Source organism: Acinetobacter tandoii DSM 14970 = CIP 107469, from assembly GCF_000400735.1.
GTDB lineage: Bacteria > Pseudomonadota > Gammaproteobacteria > Pseudomonadales > Moraxellaceae > Acinetobacter > Acinetobacter tandoii.
The window spans coordinates 91,158-116,486 of the sequence record NZ_KE007362.1; the positions used below are offsets into that span (position 1 = coordinate 91,158).

12 protein-coding genes are annotated in these 25,329 nt (G+C 42.2%); 4 read left to right on the forward strand and 8 right to left on the reverse strand.

Annotated elements, in window-relative coordinates; translation table 11 throughout:
- Window positions 1-153 precede the first annotated feature (153 nt).
- Window positions 154-1,368 carry an amino acid aminotransferase gene (locus I593_RS03470; RefSeq protein WP_016166182.1) on the forward strand — a complete coding sequence of 405 codons (1,215 nt, stop codon included), beginning with the start codon at window positions 154-156 and terminating at the stop codon, window positions 1,366-1,368.
- Window positions 1,369-1,481: 113 nt separating this feature from the next.
- Here I593_RS03470 and I593_RS03475 read toward each other — a convergent pair whose 3' ends face one another.
- Window positions 1,482-2,405 carry a LysR family transcriptional regulator gene (locus tag I593_RS03475; protein ID WP_016166183.1) on the reverse strand — a complete coding sequence of 308 codons (924 nt, stop codon included), beginning with the start codon at window positions 2,403-2,405 and terminating at the stop codon, window positions 1,482-1,484.
- A 246-nt stretch (window positions 2,406-2,651) separates the two neighbouring features.
- Here I593_RS03475 and I593_RS03480 point away from each other — a divergent pair, with 246 nt between their 5' ends.
- Genes I593_RS03480 through ttdB form a run of 3 tightly spaced genes read left to right on the forward strand, consistent with a single transcriptional unit; the run spans window position 2,652 to window position 5,509 of the window.
- Window positions 2,652-3,953 (forward strand): MFS transporter, encoded by a 1,302-nt coding sequence (locus I593_RS03480; protein ID WP_016166184.1) that lies wholly within the window; start codon window positions 2,652-2,654, stop codon window positions 3,951-3,953.
- 51 nt (window positions 3,954-4,004) lie between these two features.
- The gene (ttdA, locus tag I593_RS03485) at window positions 4,005-4,904 is read left to right on the forward strand and encodes a L(+)-tartrate dehydratase subunit alpha (RefSeq protein WP_016166185.1); all 900 of its coding nucleotides are present in this window, start codon (window positions 4,005-4,007) and stop codon (window positions 4,902-4,904) included.
- Window positions 4,901-5,509 (forward strand): L(+)-tartrate dehydratase subunit beta, encoded by a 609-nt coding sequence (gene ttdB, locus I593_RS03490; RefSeq protein ID WP_016166186.1) that lies wholly within the window; start codon window positions 4,901-4,903, stop codon window positions 5,507-5,509. Before ttdA ends, ttdB begins: the two co-directional genes overlap by 4 nt.
- A 128-nt stretch (window positions 5,510-5,637) precedes the next feature.
- On the opposite strand, the gene I593_RS19720 is transcribed toward ttdB, so the two are convergent.
- The 7 genes from I593_RS19720 to I593_RS03525 all read right to left on the reverse strand — a co-directional run bounded on the left by I593_RS19720 (window position 5,638) and on the right by I593_RS03525 (window position 25,313).
- Window positions 5,638-6,258, reverse strand: a complete 621-nt coding sequence (locus I593_RS19720; RefSeq protein ID WP_016166187.1) for a hypothetical protein — start codon at window positions 6,256-6,258, stop codon at window positions 5,638-5,640.
- Window positions 6,255-12,272: an SdrD B-like domain-containing protein gene (locus I593_RS03500; RefSeq protein ID WP_026441016.1), complete on the reverse strand. Its 6,018-nt coding sequence runs from the start codon at window positions 12,270-12,272 to the stop codon at window positions 6,255-6,257. Before I593_RS03500 ends, I593_RS19720 begins: the two co-directional genes overlap by 4 nt.
- A gap of 94 nt (window positions 12,273-12,366) precedes the next feature.
- Complete coding sequence (locus I593_RS03505) at window positions 12,367-15,090, reverse strand: DUF7507 domain-containing protein (protein WP_016166189.1); 2,724 nt, start codon at window positions 15,088-15,090, stop codon at window positions 12,367-12,369.
- Window positions 15,091-15,137: 47 nt separating this feature from the next.
- Window positions 15,138-15,629, reverse strand: coding sequence for a hypothetical protein (locus I593_RS03510; RefSeq protein ID WP_016166190.1), 492 nt, complete (start codon window positions 15,627-15,629; stop codon window positions 15,138-15,140).
- A gap of 455 nt (window positions 15,630-16,084) precedes the next feature.
- A complete protein-coding gene (locus tag I593_RS03515; protein ID WP_016166191.1) occupies window positions 16,085-19,924 on the reverse strand; it encodes a DUF11 domain-containing protein in 3,840 nt (1,279 codons plus the stop codon).
- 4 nt (window positions 19,925-19,928) lie between these two features.
- Window positions 19,929-22,586, reverse strand: coding sequence for a DUF11 domain-containing protein (locus I593_RS03520; RefSeq protein WP_016166192.1), 2,658 nt, complete (start codon window positions 22,584-22,586; stop codon window positions 19,929-19,931).
- 15 nt (window positions 22,587-22,601) lie between these two features.
- A complete protein-coding gene (locus tag I593_RS03525; RefSeq protein WP_051195096.1) occupies window positions 22,602-25,313 on the reverse strand; it encodes an isopeptide-forming domain-containing fimbrial protein in 2,712 nt (903 codons plus the stop codon).
- Between the last annotated feature and the right edge of the window lie 16 nt (window positions 25,314-25,329).

A 25,329-nucleotide genomic window follows, 5' to 3' on the forward strand; every position in this document is an offset into this window, starting at 1 on the left:
AAGGCGATGCCTCCCCCATGTAAGACCAGAATCATATTGGATGAAACTGGTCTTGCAAAACTCATGTGAATCGGCTTAAGTTATCACCAACTTTAACTGGACGATGCGAAGCGCGAACAGTTTGACCCTAGCTGCAACAAACAAGGATTTTTAATGTTTCAACATATCCCTCCTTATGCGGGCGACCCAATTTTGTCGCTTATGGAACAGTTCAATACCGACCCTCGTGAAGGTAAAGTTAATTTAAGTATTGGTCTTTACTATAACGAAGACAGTATTGTTCCTCAGCTTGAAACAATCATGGAAGCGCAAAAGCGCCTTGAGCCAAAGCAAAACAAAACCAAATTGTATTTGCCAATGGAAGGTTTCAAACCTTACCGCGATGCAATTCAAGCGTTGTTATTTGGTGAAAATAGCCCAGCAGTACAAAGTGGTCGTGCCGTAACGATTCAAACTTTAGGTGGTTCTGGTGCACTGAAAGTTGGTGCTGACTTTTTAAAAAATTACTTCCCAAATTCTGAAGTTTGGGTAAGCCAACCAACTTGGGACAACCATGTTGCCATCTTTAATGGTGCAGGCTTAAAGACCCATTTCTACCCATATTTTGATGCAGAAACGCGTGGTGTAGACTTTGATGGTATGTTGTCTTGCTTACAACAATTACCAGAACAAAGCGTGGTATTGCTTCACCCTTGCTGCCACAACCCGACAGGTGCAGATTTAACCCCTGCACAATGGGATCAAGTGATTGCCGTACTAAAAGCACGTCAACTTATTCCATTCTTGGACATTGCGTACCAAGGTTTTGGTGAAGGCATGGAACAAGATGCTTATGCAATTCGCGCACTTGACCAAGCGGGCTTAAACTTTATTGTCAGCAATTCATTCTCTAAGATTTTCTCACTCTACGGTGAGCGTGTCGGTGGTTTGACATTCGTGTGTGATGATGCAGCGACTGCTCAATGTACCTTCGGTCAATTGAAAGCAACTGTACGTCGTATCTACTCTAGCCCTCCTACAACAGGTGCATGGTTGGTTGACCAAGTCTTGAATGACCAAGCGTTAAATCAACAGTGGCAAAATGAAGTTAAAGAAATGCGTGAACGTATTATTAAAATGCGTCGTATTTTGAAAGACGAATTAACCAAAGCACTTCCAGACCGCGACTTCAACTACTTAGTTGAACAAAAAGGCATGTTTAGCTACACAGGCTTAACAGGCGAACAAGTCGATACCTTACGTGAAGAGTATGCAATTTACTTGGTACGTAGTGGTCGTATTTGTGTTGCGGGCTTAAACATGAACAATGTTTATATCGTTGCCAAAGCAATGGCTGAAGTTTTAGCAAAAGCGCCTGCTCAAGCTTAATCTTTAGTTTCAAAAACCAAGATTGTTCAAATGAACAGTCTTGGTTTTTTTATGTCTGAGTAGCTATATATTGAAGCCTATTTTCCTGCTGTAAAAACATGGACTAGCATGGCTTAACGTAAGGTTCGATGCTGCACCAAATTATCGACATGCTGTGCCAAATATTCTTTTAAGTGATTTAAAAAATACGCAACGCGTGGTGAATCTTGCAAGCGGGCTAAATACACGGCATATACATCCGCAGGTGGGGTGCTGTACTGTTCCAAGACTTGGATTAAACGTCCACTACGTAAATACTTCGCCACATCCCATTCTGCCCGCATCAAAATCCCCTGCCCATCCAAGGCCCAATTTAAGGCAACCTCACCATCGTTGGTGCTTAAATTACCATGTACCTTAATGGTTTCGACCTGCTCGCCCAAACTTAAACGCCAATTACCGTAGGCGGCTTCATTCTGCCGAATCACAATACATTGATGGATGGTTAAATCATGTGGCGTTTCTGGGATGCCGACACTTTTTAAATATAAGGGCGAAGCACACAATAAACGTCGGTTGGCTGCCAATTTTTGTGCAATTAAACGCGAGTCAGGAATTTCACCAAAACGAATCACGACATCAGTCGCCTCATCTGGCAGATTGACAGGACGGTCACTCAACTGCAATTGCACCTCAACTTCTGAGAAAATTTTGGCAAAGTCGGAAATCGCAGGGGCAATATAAGAACGTCCAAACCCCAAAGGCGCATTCACGCGAAGTAAGCCTTTCGGTGCAAATCGAGTACTTGACACTCGGCGTTCCATGTCTTCTATTTCTTTTAAAATCCGCAGCGCATTTTCATAATAGATTTCCCCTTCATGCGTCAGGCTAATGCGTCTCGTGGTTCGATTCAGCAAGCGCACCCCAAGCCGATCTTCCATTTGAGTCAAACGTCGTGATACTGCGGGTGGGGTTAAATTGAGCTCTCGTGCGGTAGCAACCAAACTTCCCTGTTTTATTAGTAAGCAAAAGAATGCCAATTCTGTATCTGAATTCATAATTATTCAGTTTTTTGCAATAGTGATTTAACTTTATATCGATTCATCAATTTTGCAAAGCCTCTATTATCCATATCACGTTACCCCCCAAACAAGAGATCTCACTTGAGCAAGGAACCTTGAGTGAAACATAAAATGCACCGTTTAAGGATTACGGTGTCACAACGGGGAGCCTTTTCGCCAAACTCGATGATGGTGCTTCGTAACCTGATCGAGTGGTAATCGCTACTTATATGGAGATAAGCCATGGACATGGATATCGAAAAACGAACGCTGCGCAGAATCACTTGGCGTATTGTGCCATTTATCATGATTCTGTATTTAATTGCTTATATTGACCGCGTCAATATCGGTTTTGCCGCCATTACTATGAAAGAAGATTTAGGTTTTACCGCTTCAATTCTTGGGTTTGGTGCAGGGATTTTCTTCTTAGGTTATTTTCTCTTTGAAGTCCCTTCTAACATTATTCTGCATAAAGTCGGCGCCCGTATCTGGATTGCACGGGTCATGGTCACGTGGGGCATTATCGCAGGGGGTATGGCTTTTGTCGAAAGCTCGACCAGTTTTTATGTGATGCGCTTTTTACTGGGTGTCGCTGAAGCGGGTTTTTTCCCGGGCATTATTCTCTATCTCAGCTATTGGTTTCCGGCCCGTAATCGCGCAGGTGTGATAGCCCTCTTTATGGCTGCTGCTCCGATTGCCACGGCGATTGGTTCCCCAATTTCTGCTGCACTACTGGAAATGCACGGCATTATGGGACTGGCAGGTTGGCAATGGATGTTCCTGATAGAAGCTTTTCCCGCAGTAATTCTTGGCGTGGTGGTGTTTTTCTACATGACCGATCGTCCTGAAAAAGCCACTTGGTTAAAACCTGATGAGCGCGAATGGTTGGTTAAAACCATGCAAGCAGAGAATGCTGAGAAAGATCATTCACAACATCACAGCATTATTCGTGGCTTGGCCAATCCACGCGTACTGGCATTAGCCACAGTTTATTTCGGCACCTCAGCAGGCTTGTACACGCTCGGCATTTGGGCACCGCAAATCATTAAAGAACTGGGTGTCAGCTCCATGACTGTTGGTTTATTGAATGCTATCCCTCCAATTGTCTCTGTCGTTGCCATGATTTTATGGTCACGCCATTCCGACAAAACCAATGAACGCACTTGGCATGTGGCATTGGCTTGCTTAACCGCAGCCGTAGGACTCGCGATTGCAGCTGGTACTGGCAGTATGTTTGGTCTAATTGCAGCGCTCACCATTGTTAACGTTGGGATTAGTTGTTCTAAGCCGCCGCTGTGGAGTATGCCAACCATGTTCTTATCAGGTGCAGCAGCGGCAACAGGCATTGCCACTATTAACTCGATTGGCAACCTCGGTGGTTTTGCAGGCCCCGCCATGATTGGTTGGGTCAAGGACCAAACAGGAAGCTTCACTGGTGGTCTGTATTTCGTCGCAGGTCTACTGATTCTCTCTACCGTACTGACCCTCATTTTAAGTTTTACCCAAAAAAACAAAGTCAGTGCGGCTGAATTAACGAATCCCTGATCCTGATTTTAAATAAATTGACTGAATTAAACATTTAACAAGGAGCCTCCCATGGACAAAGAACTTGCCGTACAGTCCCTCACGGACACCATGGCCAAATTTACCGCCTATATCGGTAAACGCTTACCGAAAGATGTGAAAAAGAAACTCATTGAACTCAAAACTCTGGAAACGAACCCTTTAGCAAAGTCTGTTTACGATTCGATGGATGAAAACCAAGAAGCAGCGGATCGACTCAATCGTCCGAGCTGTCAAGATACGGGTGTAATTCAATACTTTGTTGAAGCAGGTGCACATTTCCCACTCTTAGGTGAATTACAAGAAATTTTACGTGAAGCAACTGCCGAAGCGACCCGTTCAGGCCCATTACGCCACAATGCCGTAGAAACCTTTGATGAGAAAAATACCAGTACCAATACAGGTACACAAATTCCATGGTTAGACTGGCGCATTGTACCTGAACAGGACACCTGCACTATCGATGTGTATATGGCAGGTGGCGGGTGTACTTTACCCGGTGCAGCCAAGGTCCTAATGCCTGGTCAAGGCTACGAAGGTGTGGCTGAGTTTGTGATGGACGTGATTACCGAACGTGGTGTCAATGCCTGCCCACCACTTTTAGTCGGTGTAGGTGTTTCCACCTCGGTAGAAACTGCAGCGCGTTTGTCTAAACTGGCAATTATGCGTCCAGTCGACTCGAAAAGTGATAATCCTCGTGCAGCCTTAATGGAGGATTTACTGGAACAAGGTTTAAATGAAATTGGGATTGGTCCACAAGGCTTAACAGGCAATAACAGTGTCATGGGAGTGAACATTGAATCTTCAGCCCGCCATCCATCGACGATTGGTGTGGCTGTGAATACGGGCTGTTGGGCGCATCGTCGTGGAAAAATCAAAATTAATGCGGACATGTCTTATGAAATTCTGTCACACGAAGGAGTTGTGCTATGAAAAAAATTCTGACTACCCCACTTCGTGATGAAGATTTAGCGGATCTCAAAATCGGTGATGTGGTGTATCTGACAGGTCGCTTAGTCACTTGCCGTGATGTCGCGCATCGTCGTTTAATTGAACAAGGACGTGAACTCCCTGTGAATCTGGAAGGTGGCGCTATTTTCCATGCAGGCCCCATCGTGCGTAAAAAAGACGATGGCAGTTTTGAAATGGTTTCCATTGGTCCCACCACCAGTATGCGTATGGAAAAATTCGAGCGTGAATTTATCAAACAAACAGGGGTGAAACTGATTGTTGGTAAAGGTGGCATGGGCCCTGAAACTGTAGCAGGTTGTCAGGAACATAAAGCCATCCATGCGATTTTCCCAGGAGGCTGTGCGGTACTGGCGGCCACTCAAGTGGAAGAAATTGAAGGCGCTGAATGGCAAGACTTGGGCATGCCTGAAACTTTATGGATTAATCGAGTTAAATTATTTGGACCGTTGATTATTTCGATTGATACCCACGGCAACAATTTAATTCAGCAAAATAAAACACAGTTTCAAGCCAAGAAAAAACCTGTGCTAGATCGCATCAGTAAGGAATTAAGCTTTATTAAATAAACTTAAAGGTGCAATAAAAATAACCCTGAAATATTTACATTCAGGGTTATTTTTTTAAATCTCAATAAAAGTAAATGATGCTTAAACTATTGATTCGGAGTAAAAGTCCAATAGGCTAGATTGACTCCCTAACAACCTGTTGAACCATTTAATTGTTCCGCTGTAGCCATTTTTACAGGACTAAAAGCCTGATCTAGATAGCGATCATTTTCACAATGCTGTGCTAGATATCCCGCCTGATCAACCAAGCGCTCTGCCGAAGCAAAAATCTCGCGCGAATGATGCCAACCTAATTGGCAATATTCGGCTGCGGCCCAAACCAATTTTACCTCTGCCTGAGCAAGTTCTTTATAAGCACACTGAAAACCCGCATGAACTTTAATGCTTTCTATACGAGCCCACAAATCTCGACGCATCACCTGAGCAAAAGGTAAAATTGGCGTTTGAGTTGTAAGCTGCACTCTGTTGTCGGTATTGGTGATCTTCAGCACTTGCTGATAAACCATTTCTAAGTTTTTGGGCTTGCTCTTTTCACTATATAACTGATCTGCATAACTAAGCCATGTTTGCGCTTTTTCCAGTTGGTATTTTTCTTTTACATCAGTACTCTGCTCAAGTACCTCGCGTATTTTTGACTGCGTCTGTTGATGCGACGATATATATGCGAATTGATGGGTCTCGGGGTTAGCATAAAGCGCAGGGCTAAGCAGCCCAGCCAACAGGAAGGCTTTTAATCCTAAAAATTTCATAATTTAGGCTCCAAAGCTTTATTCACGCTTGCCTTGTTTTGATTAAAAAGGTTCTCATCAAATTTAAAGCGGAAACGGAAATAAGCACCATCCATTGTGGTATCGCCATCGGTTAAATCTTTATCTTCATAACCAACAAAGTTATATCCACCAGAAACCCAAAGGTTGGCCGCCAAAAGATAGCCCACTTCAACCCCAGCCATTAGCTTGGTGCCATCTGAAACGCTGTTCCACATGACGCCAGCATTTACCCCAGCATCCCAACGCTCATTAATGTCATACATGAAGCGCGTATTCAGCATTTGCGTCATACCACTGCTTTGCAATAGGTCGTAAGTTTCTTCTAAATATTTCACGGCATACTGACCAGACACATGTACATCACGCGCCGGATGATAATTTAAATGATGCGACATAATGTAAGCATTACGCTCATACGGATCACTTAAAGTGGTCTCATTCTTTTCGTAGCGGTACTCAATTTTACTGAGAGAATCAAATTTGTTGGTTTCTAAATCACGATAAGCTGCACCAATCTGGAAGCGGTTAATTAAACGATCACCTGAATCGGCAGATTTATTATCTGTTAAATTTAAAACGTTTTTTGCCAAGAAGGTGACTTCATCAGAATACTTATAGGCTGTTCCCAACGTATTTAAATAACTATCGCTTTGATTTGACCAACGCCCTTCAATACGTGCTACATTCTTCCAACGAGGGTTAGATAAATGCTCAAAACCTAAAGTCGCTGCGGTAGATTCTAATGAGTCTTTGTTTTCACCTTCAAAAACTTTCACTTTCTCAAAACTGGTATTAAAGAATAAACCTTCTTTTAATTGCCAACGATTACGTACCCCCATCGCCGCTTCTGCTTCACGTGCGCTCAAACCATCACGTACACGATATTCACTAAAGACTGAACCATCTCGCATATATTGACTGTCTACGCCAAATACCGTGGTATTACGTTTTTGCGTGTCATTGAGTTCGTATAAACCGCCAATACTTGAGATAAATTCATGACGTGCATAAGCATGAATATTTTTATAAACCTGAGCGTCACCACCCACAGCAAAGACACGTCGATCACTGTCAGCGACATCTTGTTCATATTCAATAAATGCACTTGAACCATCAAATGGTAATGCCGTTTTCAATTTGGCACGAACTGTGGTTCCATCATAAGGTGTTTCAACGCTTTGCGTGGATGCACTGGCAGCATTCAATGACTCATTGTAATAACGAACACCCAGTTCCAAGCTGACGATACGGTTAATGGCTTTTTCAATTGAAGCACTGATCCCGTTACGTACCCCTGCATTGGCAATATCTTCTGTACGCACAGCTTCAATACGCAATACCCCCAACTCATCTAAGCGTGCATTCAGTTTTACAGCCGTTTCTTTACGTCCCGAACTGATTGAAGATGCTGCATTACGGAAGCCCACATCTGCCTGCTGATGATAGGCACGTACATCGACATTGTCTTTTTTATAGTCTAGTTCTACACGTGCTGCAGAACCATCCCCCGAGGTAGTTGCAGCCGTCGAGGCATTCACATCGGTTAGCTGATCCAAAGTCATTAAGTCATGATCAGAATAAGCGTATTCCGCAACCAGTTTGGCTTGATCATTCCAGCGAATAACCGTATTGGCACTGGCAATTTTTTCCTGATCAATCGGATCATCATTTTGAATATAAGAACCGCCGACGGTCACTTTATCATTCAATTTGTAACGACCATTGACCCCCGCCACGGTATATTCTTTACCACCTTGATCAGTCTCAATAGTGATTCTTAAGTAGACTGGATTTAGATTTTCATCAATGCTACTTAACGGTGAAGTTAAATAAATACTGTTGGTATAGGTATCAATTTCATAGTCGCTAAAACGGGTTAAAGTGCGTTGTGAAATAATTAAACCAGGATTGTTACGGTCACGCACAATCACTTCCACTTTTTCACTATTTTGAAGCATGTCATTGCTGTCCATGCCCAAGGCATAAGGACCTGAAACACCCATTGCACGAAGTTCATTCACCACTTGAGTGGTATTGGTACGTGCAGCAAAGCTCGCGACTTGAAAGCGATCACCTTCAACCACCGACTTTAAACCTGTTAACGAACGGCTATACTGACCTAAAGAAAGTCCTTCATCATTTTCGGTACGTGTGACGTAGTCACCATACATGGCATAAGAACGGCCTTTATCGACACGAACATAAAGTTTACTGGTCGATTGTGCGTCAAAACCTTTGGCAGAGGCATCGCCATACACTGGGTAATATTCATCTGGACGAATATCACGGAATAGACGTTGATTATTTTCTTTGCTTGAGTCATATGCCAAAGTCAGTAAATAATCGCCACGCACTTTGCCTTTTAAGAATAAAGCTGCACGACCACGAATGGCGGTTTCACCATCACCTGAACTCGACAAATCATTCAGCTCTTCTTCAAAACCATCTTGAGTCGAGGTTTGAGACAAATTTTTAGGATCGAACTTATTGAGCGCAAAAGAACCTTCAATAATCCCCGCAACCAACATTGGACGAAGTTCTGCCAAAAAGCGCACAGGCACAGTTTGTTCGTATATGCCACTACGGACACGTAATACACCCGACCCAGCTTCCAAAGGTGCAAGTACTGGCACCACCAAAGACCCGCCTTCTGCAAAAACCTGTACGCCTGGTTTATCTGGATCAAGGTCTTTGAGTTGAATCATGCCTATAGATGATTCGAGTGTAATAGGAGTACGAGTCGCAACAGGTGTCCCATGCTGATCCAACACCTTAACCACCACCTGATAAATATCTTTACCATTGGCATAAACGGCTTGTTCAACAGGCTGCATGGTCAGTTGACTCATCGCATCTGGTGCAATCACTGTGACTTGTTGCTGATCACGTAAATTACCAAAGCTATCGTACTGACGAACTGCAATGGTATTTTTCCCCGCAGCGAGTGGCACCCCAATAAAATCTAAACCCGCTGTTCCGTGCTCTTGATAGGCTGCTTTTTTACCAATGCGCTTTTCTGATACTTGCTCATCATTTACAAATAAACGAATGTCTGTGCCTAAACCACCTTTAACCTGAATTGTGGCTTGAGGTGTAGGCAAAATTTGCTGCTCTTTCAAATTTAAAATTGCCAGTTGATTCGATTCAGAACGCTCAAGCTCTTGCTCTAAATCTAAAACTACAGGAGCTTTTACTGGTTCAATTTGAACTGTTTTGACGTCTTTAATCTGATCTTTTTTATATTCAATATTACAATTGGCTGAAGCGCCTGCTGCACTAATACATCCACTTGCAGGTTGACCTTGTACATCTGAAACTGAATTGCTAAGTGGGTCAACTGTTAAATCTTGACGTAAGGTTTGCTCTAATGCATCCAGTTGTGCATCAATTTTACTACGGCGGTCTTCAATTTGTTCTGCCAAGGCTTGAGTGCATTCCCCTGAAGAATCGGTAATCGCGAAGTCTGCACGATGTAACTCGCCACGTTTTAAATCTACAAAACGGCTGGCTGGGTCACCGGCTTGACGGTTATTAATCAGCACCAATTCTGCATTATTCGGTAAAGTTGTATTATCGATTTTAAGCACATGGGTCATTGGTCGAATGCCGTAGAAGTTGTATTTCCCTTCACGATCCGTCACCACAAAGCTACCATCTTCCATATAGATACGGACGCCCGGTACACCGCGTTCTCCGACATCTTGAACGCCATTACGGTTACAATCACTAAAGACTTTACCAACAATAAAGCCATCTGGACTAAATACGCCGGGTGTAACTTTTACTGCAGCCTGTGCTTCGTTCGAAACTGTATTTTTATTGTCCTGCGCATAAACACGGTTAATACCATCCCCATTCAATGCATTAGGACCAATATAGACACGGTATTGAACTTTGGCTTCTTGTTTAGGCGTCAATGTTCCCAAACCGAGCGTCAAATAAGGTCCCTTTCCACCTTCAGGATCTGCATTTTTTTGCCCATTAACACGAGTACTGCCAGATACATAAATAAAACCACGAGGCAAAGTATCTTTCATATTGACATTATAGAGGGTCGAATTTCCCATATTTGCCACCGTAATTTGGTAATCTTTAAAATCACCAATTTCAGCAGTATTTGTTCCGACCACTTCTTTTTTAATGATCAATTTGTCATTGCTGGGAACAGAAATATCAACAGGGTCAATCGGAATATCGATATTGAGCGCAGCGTCACCTGTCTTTAAAGTGAAGTTCCCCCCATAAGACCAAGAGCTATCAACGATACGATCAGCAAAATTATTATAAATAGTCTTGTCACTGGTAAATTTATAATTGGTAGAACTCTCAATCGTTGAAGTATCAATATCAAGTCGATAAGTTCCATTTTCAACAAAAGGATAAACAAATTCACCTTTGCTATTGGTTCGCTGTTTTGCTGGAATTGCCACCTTTTCACCTGTGGTTTCATCCAATTTATAAGCTACATTTTCAGCTGGATTACCTTTGTCATCCAACAAAGTTACCGTCGCACCTGCAACGGGTAAATTGGTCTTAGCATCAAAAACAACGCCGTATGGATCGATCAATACCGTAGTATCAATATCCTTAACAGTCGCGGAAGAATTACCACTTTGATCTAAACAATCTGTCAAAGACACAATCACCTGATCACGTTTGACGGTCTGTAAAATTTGGTCATTCAGGTGAATGGGACCCGCTTCTTGTGTTGCTAGAGTGAAGCGGAATATGCCAGTATTTGAACCTGTTTCAACACCCTGTACATATTCAACATCACCAGTCAACGTCGACTGAACTTTAATTTTTACTTTGTCGACATTACTACGTGAGGCATTACACATCGCACTATTTGCAGCAATATACAACGGTTGATTTAAACTGCCCGTTGCTAAAATATTCGAATAGTTTTTGCTGTTATTGGTAATCGAAGCACTACCACCAACGCTTGTCGTCACCTCATTAGAGACTGTTTTTTTCAGATTGGATAACACACCGTGTTCTACACTGAACACGTTTGAAATTGAGGTATGACTCACATTTGGATTCATGGTCACAACCAGCTCAACCGCTTCAGTGCTATTTGCAGCCAAAGCTTGCGGGTATGCCACCACCAACGTATTGATTAAAGATTTATCCGCTGGAATCTGGCGGGTAAATTTATCTTGTCCTAACGGATATAAAACCAGCGCTTTAGAATTGGTCGGTTTAGCCGATTTAAAGATAGTATTGGCAGGTATTTCATCCAATAAAACCACAGCCTTCATGGTCTCACCATCAACCTCAATGGTTTGCAGACCAGAATTACGCGTTGAACTATTTTTTACACTCAAGTTATAGGTCAAGTCATAAGACTGACCGACTTGTGGTTCAAAACTGGTTTTATCAACCGATTTTGTTGCTGTGAGTTGCGGCAAGAAACTAATTAAAGCATTCACTGCATCTGCAATAGCAGTGGGGTCTTGCACAACATATGCTTGGAGTGGCAAGTCTACTTGCTGGCTATCATTTAGTGATATAGAAGAGTCTGCGACCACCCATAAATCAACTTTTTGCCCAGCCTGTAAACTTAAATGTCCTGTAACCAGCAAATCTGAACGATCAAATTCACCATTTTGATTACTATCGACATAAATTTTAATATTCGATAATTCGGGAACAGTGCTTTTATTAATCACAATATCAGCAGGCGCATTACTATGATTGGTCAACGTATTCAGCCAAATCACTTTCGCACCCGCATCAATTTCTAATCGTGTTGGTGAAGTGAGGCTAATCACATATTTAGGTGTAATCGTAACTTGAACAGTATTTGAAACCGATTGGCCAATCTGGCCATCGGTTTGTACAAAACTTGCATAAGCCGTATTGGTAATATTTTGCCCAGCAGCAGGCATCACAGCATAAGCATGATTTACCAATGCCATAGCCGTAGCTAAGCTTGAAAAAATAAGCTTGATCTTATGATTCTGTAGCGGCTGAACTCGTTTAATCACGAAAATACCCCAATACCGAGCAAAAGCAGGTTTAAAGGGATAGGCATTAAAGTGATGCCTATCCACATGAATAGTTATTAATGTTTTGACTTAATTATTGAGCATCAACTTTAACGCTGAACTTCATCGTCACCGTTTCAGACGGTGCCAAATCAAATTGAGATGACTTCAAGTTGTTTGCTGTATTGGTCACAGTACCTTTTGATACTGGATCTAGTGCAGCCGCAGGCGACGAACCTAGAGTGGTGTAACTTGGTACCGCATCGGTAATTTCAACTTTCGTTACCGCCTGATTACCATCATTGACCGCTTTAATTTGGTAAATGATACAAGCACCTGGTTTAGCTTGAAGTGTAGATGTTCCAAAGCTACCGTCTGGCGTCCCATCACATGCTGCATCAAGAGCTTGCATTTTTTCCAAACGAACTTGACCAATGTTTACTGTAGTTTTGTCCGTTACGGTAATCGCAGCAGGAGCCGCCGTACCATTTAATGCACCCGTCGGTGTAACTGTCACAATCGATAGATCGGCTTGACCCGCTGTTGCATTACTTGGTGCTTCAACTTTAACCAAGATGTTAATACTTTCTTTTGGAGAAAGACCATCAGCACCATTGGTTGCAGTTAACCATGCGTTCAAGTCAGACGTTGTCACCAATTCGTTTGCATCAGCAATACCGTCATTGTTTTTATCTACATAAACAGAGGTAACAAATCCAGTATTCGATGGGTCATGGGTAATGGTGAATGGAAGTGTACTACCGCCAGCTACACCCTCTACAACGTTACCGTTGTTGGTTAAAGTGTGCTTGTACACAATCGTACCACCCGGTGCAACCTGACCTTGTTGATCGGCCAAGAATGAAAGTCCACGCACAGCTTCTACAGTCAAGTGATCTTTCATCTTGTCTGTTAAGCCTGTTGCAGGCGAGTTAATTGTGAAGACGATATCTTGGCTATTCGCAGGTGTCGCATCTGTAGATGGAGTGACCTTGGCACAGAAATACGCTGTGGTATTTGGCTGAATTGCACCTGTATTGGTCACTTTAGTCGCTGAACATACACCACTTGAATCAGCAACGAAGTATTCAACCGTCCAACCTGATGGTAATACTTGTTCAGTACCAAAGTTATAGTTATCCGATGTTGAACCATGATTTGTTACAGCGATTGGGAACGTAGCTGCAACGCCAGGTTTAGTTGTTACCGTAGTGACGACATTATCAGAAACGTATGCACCCTCACCAGTTAAACCTGTATCATCTTCCGTATAGTTTTTATTACCTTTACCGTTACTTAAATCGACTTTTGATGTCGTAATATCAGTAATACGTAATGTCACAGTATCTGAAGATGCTGGAGCATGAACAGGCGTAATGGTTAAGATCGTATCTAATCCAGGTGCCGTAATTGGACCTGTATAACCATTTGGCAAGGTAATACGTGCTGAAATTTCAAGATGACCACCAGAAGCCAACGGACCACTGTCTACGCTTGCATCACCATTGGTATCCGTTAATGGAGTATTACCATCCGACTTTAATAACTCAACAATAGAGCCTGCAGGTAGTGCAGATTTATTCACGGTAATGTTATAAGTTTCAGCGACATTACCAAGGTTGTGAATCCAGATATCTTCTGTAGAGCTCGACGCACCAAATAAAACTGGAGAACCTTGTACCGCTGTTGTGGTAATTAAGTCATCTTTAGCCGTATTACCAATAACTTTTTGTGCATCCGAATACGTATCGCTTGCATTATCGTTGATGGTACCCGTATATGTAGACTGAACTGTCACATCATATGGGTTGGTTGGTTGAGATGTCTCTGTACCTGGGCCATCTGGGTCAAATGTTGCGATGTTAGTAATTTTACCTGCTGGCGCAGTGGTGTTGACAGTCACTTGGAAGGTCAATTTACCCGTACTGTTACGTGGTACTGATGCCAGTACTAACTGCACTTTACCATTGGTAAACTCATATTTCGCTGCTGCCGCTGCTTCATCACCAGTCGCATCGGTCAATGCCGCTGTCTGACCGCTCCAACGCGCTGAACCTGCAACATAAGTTACACCTGAAGGTAAAAGATCTTCAATGGTTAGGTTGGCTGCATCGGCATTACCCGTATTTTTATAAGTTAATTCATAAGTCACTGTATCGCCACGTGCAACTGCAGTTACATTGGCAGACTTCGTCACTTGAATGACTGCACCAGTAACAATCGTTACGGTGTCAGTATTCACTTTGGTTTTGTCCGCTAGGACTGTAATGTAACTACTTGCCGCAGAAAGTTCTAATTGACCAGAATTACCCGCTGCTGCTGTTGCAGCTGTTGTACCCACCACAACCAAGCCTACTGACTCACCAGCATTTAAGGTCACTTTTTGACCCGCTAAATTCGTACCGTTATCTGGTACACCATCTTTATTTGCATCTAAGTAAACCGCAATGTTGGAGAAATCAAAATTATCCCCAGCCACATTGGCTAAATTCAGTGTGAACTCATCCGTTCCGTTACCCGTATTGGTCAAGACGTGCGATAAAGTCACTACGCCATTCGGGTTGGCAGTTGCTGTACGGTTTTGCTCGAGTGTGAAGCTACCCACTTGTAAAACAGTCGTTTTGACTTCATTTGACGTTACAGTACGTGTCGTAGATGTACCATCTACATACGATGCTGTTGCAATGTTACTAATGTTTGTCCCCGCTGCTGGTGCTGCTGCATGTGCACCTGTCGCGAAAAAAGCAAAGCCCCCTAAAACTGTCGCAATCGACACATAAAGGCTATTTCGCTTTGTCGTCTTTAAATTCATAGGCATAAGAGTCCCCCGACCCCATCAAAATGACGTGTATAAAAATTTAGAAATTAATCGTTTGATGCGTTTACTTTGGCTTGTGCACTAACAGTGACTGTTTTCTTGGCAGGTAATTCCATAATTTGCCACTGTAAAGCGCGGTACTCTTTGAGTGGAACATTGACGAGTTTTCCATCTACTTTTTTCTTTAATGGCATCGCAGCAAAGTTAACGCCATCGGTACTCGCAAGTGCACCTGAAGGTAGACTGTTGCCTAAATATTGCGTATCTGCTGGAATTGGCAAGGTTGCTTTTAGGCTTTTAATGCTGTGTGTCGTGTTGTTGGTATAAGTCGCACGATACTCGATAACATCTTGAGGCTTGATTGAGTCTGCAGCTTTAAACTGTGCATTCCCCTTACTGTCTACAACTTTTTTGAATGCTTTCAACTGAATAGATACAGGTTCATTTGATGTCGTAGCGGCAGCCATCCCATGAGCAGCCCCCCCAGCAAGCATTAAACCCATCATCAATTTTTTCAGCGTAGTTCTTTTGTTCAACATGATTTTATCCATTGCATACCAATGCACATATTTGCGACATCAATCACATTAAAAAAAATTAATGCCACAAAGCTCAAAGCAATATTAAACAAAAAACAAACGTATCACCATACATTTTATAAAAAAAATGTTAACTGGTTCACTCTTGATTTTTTAATTTATTTATATAAGTTTACAATACTGAAAATAAATGACTGTTTATCATTACTTTTTACGAAAACTGTGAATTTACACAAATAAACAATGTAAAGCTCATGCTCTTTATTGAACACTTTTTAAGACAAAATTAAGCAATCAGCTCGTATTAAGTATATGTTTTCATTATTTATATTTGGCCTAAGATCAATGCATCTGGCGGGTTCAAGCAATAGACTCAAGGGTTTACTTCGCACATTTAATGAAAAAAGGTCGATCCCATATAAGGACCGACCTTTTTTATTTCTCTCAAATCACAACTAGTTTGGAATCCTTACGCAGAACCCCACTTGCCCTTTTTGCTTAGGCGCCAGTACACCTGGAATTGTCCATTTTAATTGTCCTGAACTTTCTTGAGTTTGACACCCTGAAGCGCTACACGACATGGTTCCATAAACCGTTCCTAATGGAACACTATCTTTAAGCACAATATCAACCAAGTTTTTATTTGAATTATTGGTATAGGTGATTTGATATTCCAAATAATCCCCCTTAGCCGCTTGGTTGGTTACAGTAAACGGCGTTGAATCATTGCTCGGTGCAGGACATGCAGATGTTTTTCGCACCAGTTTACTCATGTTTAAATCTGCTGTACCAATCGTTGTAATATCATTCACACTATTACTTTCCTTGGTCGTCGCAGTACTATAAGTCGCCTTGCCATTGACCTTGAAGCTCGCAATAAAGCGATCACCACCTTGTGCCGTGGTAGGTGAATTTACTCGCTGAATCAAACAAATTTTTTCATTGGCTTTTAATACACGACTCGAAAGTAAACTTTCACCTTGATCCAACTGCGCATTACAGTTGCTATCGACATAAACCAAACTCTGCCAAGGCTGATTGTTTGCAGGCTGTTGCTCTTTGCTTTCCGTTAAATTCAGCACATTCATCACACTTTTCGCACTGAGCTCATGTGGATAATCCACTACATCTCCTGCCACAATGGTTTTCTGTCCATTTTGCGTTAAGAGTAACTGTAACTCGGCATCACCAAACAAGAAACCCTCATAGCTGGTCACATTTGCAGCTTTAGGAATGGTAAAGAAATCATTACCAGTGTCGGCTGTCGCCGTCACACCACTGGCTTTCGCAGAACTGACCGAATCAAAACCTGTCAAATTCCGTTGTACCAAACAAACATTACTGCGCCCAGCAAACACATCATCTAAGGTCTGTATTTTAAAATCACCATTTGCATTGCTGGTTGTAGCGGCCAAAACAGCCTTAGTACTACAATCTTGTAATTCCACCGTACTACCCGCAATTCCCAATTCACCAGCATCTACAATTGCGTTATACGCCTTGGAAATATCCGAGGTTGTACCACTATTATCGTTAAACACCCGCCCTGAAAACACATAGCCTGCTTTTTTACTGTTGGTCACACGACAAACAAGTTTGGCGGCAAATTTCACATTCGCTGCAGGTATAGTTTGGGTCAAACCATTGACGCCACCCAAATTGGCAGCACTATTTCCTGAAACTGCGGCATTGGTATCTGTACACTCAATACTTTTAAGTGAATATAAAGTTGATGTTGACTCAGTAAAACTAATTGCCGTGTTTGGTGTTGCATAAGCCAATAATGAGCCTTGCTCGACAGGTGATGTACTTTTCTTTAAACGAACTGATTGTGCAGCCCCTATTACAGTCGTCACCACTTCACCACTGGTAATGGTTTCGGCATTGGCATTGCTCAAGTTTGCAAAAGAGCTGAAGTTGAAGCTGTCTGTGCCATTTTCAGACACTTTATTCATTTCAAAAGTCGGCTTAAGACAAACATTAAGTTCATTAAACCCAATTCCAATATCATCCCCCACATAAGTGCTGGTATTTGGCCGAACATTTTGGAATTCGCTCCGTACTATTTTGGCCATTGTTACTGTTGTAGGCAAAGTAATCGTAAAATTGATAGCCACTGGGTCAGTACCATACGATCCAATCGCATAATCCGTAGTGTCCACTTGCGCACCATTAAACGCCGTAAATGAAGCTCGAGTATTTGAACTTTTCGCAGGCGTGACAAGCGTGGCATAGACAACACCATCGACCATAATTTTTAAAGTTGCCCCACTGGTACTTGTTTTAGGGCTACCATTTGACCAATTTACACGTCCTTTTAACTGCAATGCACCATTTGCGCCCGTACCATACATGACTGAATTTGGCACAATAGTCGGGTTAGCCCCTGCCGTTTTTAAAGCATTATCATAAGCAGTGCTCGCATTATCGACCAAATAGGCTCTAAAAGCGGTATCTGAAACCAAATTAGCCGATTGCCCAGATAAACATTGGTTTTGTGAACTACCGCCGGTAATCGGTGAGTTTGAATTAATAATAATATCTACCGAGGAAGAATTATTGGTTAAGTTATTCTCGAAAGTTGCTGTTGTCACCGAAGCCATATTGGTTACGGAACCACTTTTATAAGCTAAACCTGTAACTGTGAATTCTAGATAATTCACATCTTTACCATTTGCAGGTAAAGTTAGTCCATTTGCACTCAAACTATTTGTTTCAGTACCATTCGCTACGCTACTTGGGCAAACAGCCGTTCCATAACTTTTACATGACCAATATAAACTGGCAATATTATTTGGAACATTATCAGCCAGCACTGCATCTGTAACACCAGCAGCACCATTATTCCAAGCTTTAATGGTGTATTTCACAACATCGCCTACATCATAGCTTGTTTTATCTGATGTTTTTGAGACTTCTAGATCAGCGGAAGCAAGCACAGTATCTTGGTCTGCTGTCGTACATGCACCTGTGGTTGAGTTAAATGAACGGGTGATGCCACCACTATTTAAAGTTGTACAACTTGCCCCTGTAGATGAGCCCAAAGTTGGCACATCCACCGTAGCAGTGTTCGTTACCGTGCTGCCTGCCGCAGCATCTACACGTGCTGTGACTAAAATTTCGTAAAATTCGCCAGAAGCCAAGCTTCCTGTATCAACAGAAGCTAAACTATTTAAAGCTGGAGCTGTGGTACATTTATTGCCTGCAGCCATACTACAAGCAACGGCTGTAGCGGTTAATCCTGTCCCAACGACATCCTTAAGTAATGTTCCTGTATAAGTATCTGGACCATTATTAGTGACACGTACTGTATAAGTGGTTGTACTGCCCGAATACACTTGAGTAGTATTATTGGTTTTTGAAACTACCAAATCACCAACCATAGAGTCAACGCTGGCCGCACTAAATACAAATGCATCTCCAGAATCCGAACTCCAGCCTAATGTACTATTCCCAGTGTAGTCAGACGCAATATAAACTTTAAATCTTAAAGTTCTTATACTATTGCTATTTTCAACTTGGACACTACCACTGGCCCCACCATTTGCTCCAGTAGCATTGTGGTTTGAATTATTATTTCCACCAGTAGTCGCGCCGTATAATGAAGCCGAGTTGGTGATGTTAAATCCATTAACACTTAAATTACGACCCGATAAACGCCTGATTGTCGTTCCGCTTGGAGGATTGGTTAATACAAAATTCGTGGTAATACCAAATGCCGTATTCCCACCCGAACTAACAGCAACCCCACCAATACCTGAGAGATTAATAACTGGATTTTTTACATCACGGTTAAATGTCACCACAACATCACCGAAATAATAACCTAACCCACCGTTTCTTGATGATGTATTACTTCCATTTGAGCTTCCTAAAACACTCGCTTGAAGCAAAATACGTGAACCATAGTTGAGGTCAGCATCAATACCCGTCCCCATACTAGGATTTAAACGACTCGAGGTGAAATCAGAACTAATTGGACTACCCTGACCACTTAAAGGAATAAAAATAGTTGATGAGTTTGTCCCCCCAAAAACCAATCCATTTGTATATTGTTGATTTTCTAAAGAGTAAGTAACGTTCGTCTTCGGGAAATAATTTTGACTAAAAGTATTTGCCGTCGGGTTATCAGCATTAAATAAATACGTATTAGTTTGTGCAACGGTACTAGGACCAGTTGTCGAGGTATTTCCACTGGCTCCAACAATTTCTAACGTAGGCACAGCAGCAGTTACAACGGAGTTGAACATTAATCCAAAACCTAGGCTTGCTGACAGCGCAATAATGCGTTTCATAGACTTAGTTCCCCACATACTTCACCCCAAACTCTAAGCTATGGCTTTCATTACTATTTATTGCTGCAACAGAAGCTTTAATTGCACCTGTTTGCCCCAGTGCAGGCGCACTAAGTGAACCAGCTTCACAGGTTGTACAAGTCGGCGCCTTACTCATCACCATTGCTTCAGGCGTATAATCATAGAAATTAAATCGACCAATCGCAGAAGCCCCCGAATTTTTCACGGTTAATTGATACAAAACGCATTGCCCTGAACCATCTGCATTACGTGTAATCGGCAATACATTTGAGGTATACTCACTATCCGCAACACCATCACAATTATTATCTTTGGCTTGCAATTTCGTTAAACGCACAGGTGCGCGAGTAATAGTTGTAATATCAGTTGCCGTATCTAACACTGTACCCACACTATTTTTTAGACTAATCACAGAAGTGTTCACTACACCAACCGTGTTATACGCGGTATTTTCAACTTTATTAAAAATACGAATAGGTGCTTTACTACTTAAAATAGCCGCATTTACAACAGATAAATTCTGAATCATTGGATCTGTAGCATCTAACTGCCCATCATTATTGGCATCGTAGTAAAGTGTCGTGGTAAAACCTGTTCGATCATTGGCAACGCTTAAACTATCCGTTGCAGCCAATACAGACGTTCCCCATGGTTTTAAAATATGGCTATACACAATACTACCGCCTGGCGCAATTTGCCCGCGTAAATCAGGCTCTAAACTCACCCCACCTTGACTCGCATTAGAATTAATCGTAATGGCATTCTGGATCACGTCATAACCATTACTTGGTGCAGAGGCGGTCAAATTAGACGATGTGACTTTAAAATAAATCGGAATTGGTTGACTTGTACTTTGAGCATCTGCCCGAATTTCCACCACGGCGCAATACAGTTGCGATTCATCATTATCTAACAAACGAGTTGAAGAGATTTCTGCCCCAAGTACTGAACAATCGGTGGTGGATGTCGAAAAGTAACGAACAGAACTAATTGCTGTAGGCAAAGCAACCGTCGCAAAATTATTATCGGCATCGGCACTAAAGTTATAGGTTGTCGCTTGACCTGTATGACGCACAGTTAACGGAAACACCACCGTTTTATTGTTGACCCCAGTTAAGGTTTTCCAAGGCAAACCACCATTCGACACATTGCCATTTCCCGTACCATTTCCCGTAGTTTCAGGACTGTTGAACAGATCCACCAAACGAGAAGCCGTACTTTGAATCAGTGAAGTCCGATCTTGCACCGTATCTGTTTTGGCACTATCAGTAATCGATTGTGCTTTAGGGACAATATTGTAAGTCGTGTTAGCTGTATCCACATAATCTAATGGGAAGGTGACCTTCACGATAATCGGAAGTTTAGCACCTGCTTCAAGCGTTCCTGTATCAATAATGCCATCATTATTGGTATCAAATAATGGGGTAACGCCATCTGTACGATAGAATTCCAGTACACTGCCTGCGGGTAAATTATGACTGTTAAAAGTTAAATTAAACCGATCAGCCACTGTTCCAGTATTCCAAACATAGTTTTCGAAATTAACTGTAGCTCCACTACTTACCGCAGACTTGGTGAGTAAATCAGGACCGCTCACACTATTTGCATCAGCATTAATCACCACCCCATATACGGGTTTAATCGTTAATATCGCGGTGTTCGACTGTGTAGTTAAATTTGCTGTGCTGGAAAGACCATCATGGTCATAGTCCATATTGGCCAAGTTGGGAATTTCACCGGGCGCAGTACGTGCAACGCGAACACGGAATTCAATATAGCCTTGAGCATTCGCAGGTACATTGGTGATTTGCGCACGAATGGTTTTACCATCCGTATCGAGATAGTAGTTGATTCCCGTCGGGCCATTACTGCCTGTTGCTGCATTAAGTGCCTGCCCATTCCAGTTTTCATTCCCTGCTACATAGGTCAACTGAGTCGTATCCAACAAGTCACTGATATTGACCACGCCACTATTATTACCATTATTGAAATAGGTTAAACGGACGGTTGCAATATCACCATTTACGACAGTTGTTTTATCAAAACTCTTGGTTAAGTTTAAAACGGCCTGATCCGTAATTCGTGATGTATCAATATTATTTTGAGTCAGACTAGGTTGTTGTGTCGAAGTGGCTGTCAATTGAATCTGACTAGAGCTATTTACGGCTGCCGATGAAGGAATAATGGCTTTAATAATCAGTGCAACCGAATCACCAGCATTTAAGCTATATTGAGTAATGGGTGTATTACTGTCTGCAACACCATTTCGATCCGCATCCAAATAAATTTCGATATTGTTATGAGTGAAACTGCCCCCAGCAATTTGACTGCCCAACAAATTATAAAGATCGCGCTCGTTCCCAGTGTTGGTTAAAACATGATGGTAATAAACCGCCTGTCCTGGGCGTACATATTCAGTACGGTTATCCTTTAAACTCAGGTTATACACAGGAATAACGGTGGTTTGAACCAAGTTCGAACGCGCCACTTGAACCACAGTAGAGCCTTCTTCTTTATATTCGCCCACAGCCATATTACTGATAACCAAAGCATCAGCAAAAACCCAAGTCGATGCTGTTATGCTCAATAAGCCGAACATCGCCATACGTAAATTTCGAATCATTTTCTTTTCTGTAAACATTTTCCGAACCTACGTTTAAGGGTTAACACGAATAACAAAGTAGAAATTGGCTTCTTGATTTGGATCTAAACTACTCACCAAAGCTGAAACTTTCTCACCTGAAGAAAGGTCTACTCCTGTCGGCACAATCACAGGTGTACCAACAAGGCTGGTATAGGCAGGAACAACATCATTAAACTGGACATTCTTCACCACTGAACTACCATCATTTTTCAGTGTGAGTTTATAGGCCACACACTGATTCGGTTTAACTGAAACCAACTGAGTGGTATAGCTCAAAGCTGCTAGATTACTAGTTATACAGCTACTGTTGGCTGCTTGTGTTTTAAGTAACTGTAAATGCCCTGTTGCCACTGTGGTGACATCGGTATTTTTTAAGTTATCTAAATGAATGCCATTAAAGTCAGAAATTTCGATCCAAATATCAGCTTGGCTTACTACACCTTCTGGCGCTGAAGGAGCTGCTTGAACTTTGAGTAAAAGTTGGATGTCAGTTTGAGGGAGCAAACCTGCACTACCCAAGAGCTGATTTAGACTGGTTGTGGCACTAATAATTTGGTCTGTACTATCAATTTGACCATTTTTATTGGCATCATAATAAAGACTATAAACAAAGCCATCATTTTTCAGCGGAACCACTTTAAGGTTCACTTGAGAGCCTGCATTTGCCCCTTCGGCTATATTGCCCAGATTCTTTAATGTATGCGCATAGACAATCGTACCACCAACACCCACCTGCCCCTGCTGATCATTAGTCAGGGTGAGTAAGCGTGCAACATTACTTTCAATTTGGTTCTTAATGGAGTCCGCTTGTTGATTGATAGGTGATTGAATTGCAAACCAAATCGGGGCTGAAAAATTCTGCTGACTGGCATCAACGTCTATCACCGCACAATATGCCTTGCTTGTGCCTGCCGCTAAAGTTCCTGTATTGGTAATCTGTTTACCGACAGTCTGACAACTGGCATCGCCTTCATAAAATTTGACACTAAAGCCTGTTTTAGTGATAGGCACAATATTGGCGACATCAATCGCGCTAAAAGATGCGTATAAATTATAGTTGTTGGCTTGGGTGGAATTATTCTTTGCTACCAAAGGAAAAACGGCCTTAGCTGAAGCCACTTTAACCGTACGTAAAGCTTGGCCTAAGTTATCTACAACACCTACACCCAAACCCGACTGATCCGCGTTATACAAATCACTGCTGCTCGATACGACCGTTAAGGCCGTGATTTGGTTACGAATCGGGTCCGAGACTAAGTTTGAAGCAATCGAGGTTGCGACCACATCAACATTGATATGACTGACACTGCTGTTACACCCTGTAGAAGCCGATACCCCAACCTGAATTTGTTTTACCGCTGCGCTTGAAATCGAACCTGTATCGACTTTACCGTCACCATTGGTATCTGTTAGTAAAGTTTTTCCATCTTGGGTGTAAAAATTAACTTTGGCACAACTCGGTAGATTGCTTGAGCTATAACTTAAGTTATAAACATCCGTAGTATTGCCGACGTTCCAAACATAGTTATTAAAAAAAACTTCTTGCCCTGGAGTCAAGCTGGCTTGAATAACCAAGTTATCGGGACTGCTGTTAGGGTTCCCCACGTTGGTTGCTGAACTAGATTTATTATTTAAAACCACACCATAAACAGCAGCCAAATTATAGATCACGGTATTGGAGAAACTGCTTAGTTTTACCGTCGTGTTATCCGTATCATATTGAACAAAACCTGCCGTGTTTGGAATTTTATTGGCGGCACCTTGCTTCACCTTGGCTTTAAAACTCAAGGTTCCTGAGCTTAGAGGGGCAACAGCAGCAATACTGGCTTCCAGACTCTTACCATCAGGTTTGAGCTGATAAGTAATTCCTGTATTCGCTGAGGCTTCCGTATCATTGGCATCAGTGAGTGCTGTAGTATTTTGATTCCAGATGGCTGAGCCCGAAACATACTCTAGAGAATCATCCAATACATCTTGCAATACGACGCGACGTGTTGCCGTTCCTGTATTTCGATAAGTCAAGGTATAGGTAATCTGATCACCGATAATTCCCTCACTTGCACTTTGCGCCTTGATCAGGGAAATCACCGCATCATCTACAACGCGAATCGTGTCTGTAACCTGCGCAGAAAGCGTAGCATTTTGCTGGCTTACAGCTTTGAGGTCTAAACTGCTCAGCTGATTAAAAGCCACCGTGGTAGGAATACTCCCCACAATCACCACGGCTAAAGATTGCCCTGCATTCAGCTCAATTGAACCGAGCAACAAATCTTCAGTATTGTCAGGTAAACCATTTTGATCGCGGTCTGCATAAACCTTAACATTGCTTAAATCAAAATTATCATTGCTACTTTGTACCAAAGACAATGTATATCGATCTGTAGTATTACCTGTGTTGGTGAGGACATGTGGAAGATTCACTGTCCCACCGATAGCCCCATATTGATTTTGATTTTGTAAGAGTGTTAAGGAATATGTTTTTTGTACCTCCAATGCCACAGGATTGGAATTAACCAACAAGACATTCCCCATCTCATCGGTATAATCCCCAGACGCAACGTTGGAAATATAGCTTCCTGGTTGAGGAAAAGCGTGACAAACACCGACCAATAATAGTGATGCTCCCCCCAATAACGCACGATGTATTCTTGTTGTCATCCCCTGCATAAAGCAAACACTCACAAAATTTACAATAAACGATAAATAAGTCACAATATTATACATAAATGTATCATTTGTT

Bases quoted from the DNA above. Each gene is read 5' to 3' on its own strand.
- I593_RS19720 (WP_016166187.1), bottom strand. From the start codon at position 6,258: ATGAAATTTTTAGGATTAAAAGCCTTCCTGTTGGCTGGGCTGCTTAGC.
- ttdB (WP_016166186.1), top strand. From the start codon at position 4,901: ATGAAAAAAATTCTGACTACCCCACTTCGTGATGAAGATTTAGCGGAT.
- ttdA (WP_016166185.1), top strand. From the start codon at position 4,005: ATGGACAAAGAACTTGCCGTACAGTCCCTCACGGACACCATGGCCAAA.
- I593_RS03475 (WP_016166183.1), bottom strand. From the start codon at position 2,405: ATGAATTCAGATACAGAATTGGCATTCTTTTGCTTACTAATAAAACAG.
- I593_RS03470 (WP_016166182.1), top strand. From the start codon at position 154: ATGTTTCAACATATCCCTCCTTATGCGGGCGACCCAATTTTGTCGCTT.
- I593_RS03480 (WP_016166184.1), top strand. From the start codon at position 2,652: ATGGACATGGATATCGAAAAACGAACGCTGCGCAGAATCACTTGGCGT.
- I593_RS03510 (WP_016166190.1), bottom strand. From the start codon at position 15,629: ATGTTGAACAAAAGAACTACGCTGAAAAAATTGATGATGGGTTTAATG.
- I593_RS03525 (WP_051195096.1), bottom strand. From the start codon at position 25,313: ATGTATAATATTGTGACTTATTTATCGTTTATTGTAAATTTTGTGAGT.
- I593_RS03505 (WP_016166189.1), bottom strand. From the start codon at position 15,090: ATGCCTATGAATTTAAAGACGACAAAGCGAAATAGCCTTTATGTGTCG.
- I593_RS03515 (WP_016166191.1), bottom strand. From the start codon at position 19,924: ATGAAACGCATTATTGCGCTGTCAGCAAGCCTAGGTTTTGGATTAATG.
- I593_RS03520 (WP_016166192.1), bottom strand. From the start codon at position 22,586: ATGTTTACAGAAAAGAAAATGATTCGAAATTTACGTATGGCGATGTTC.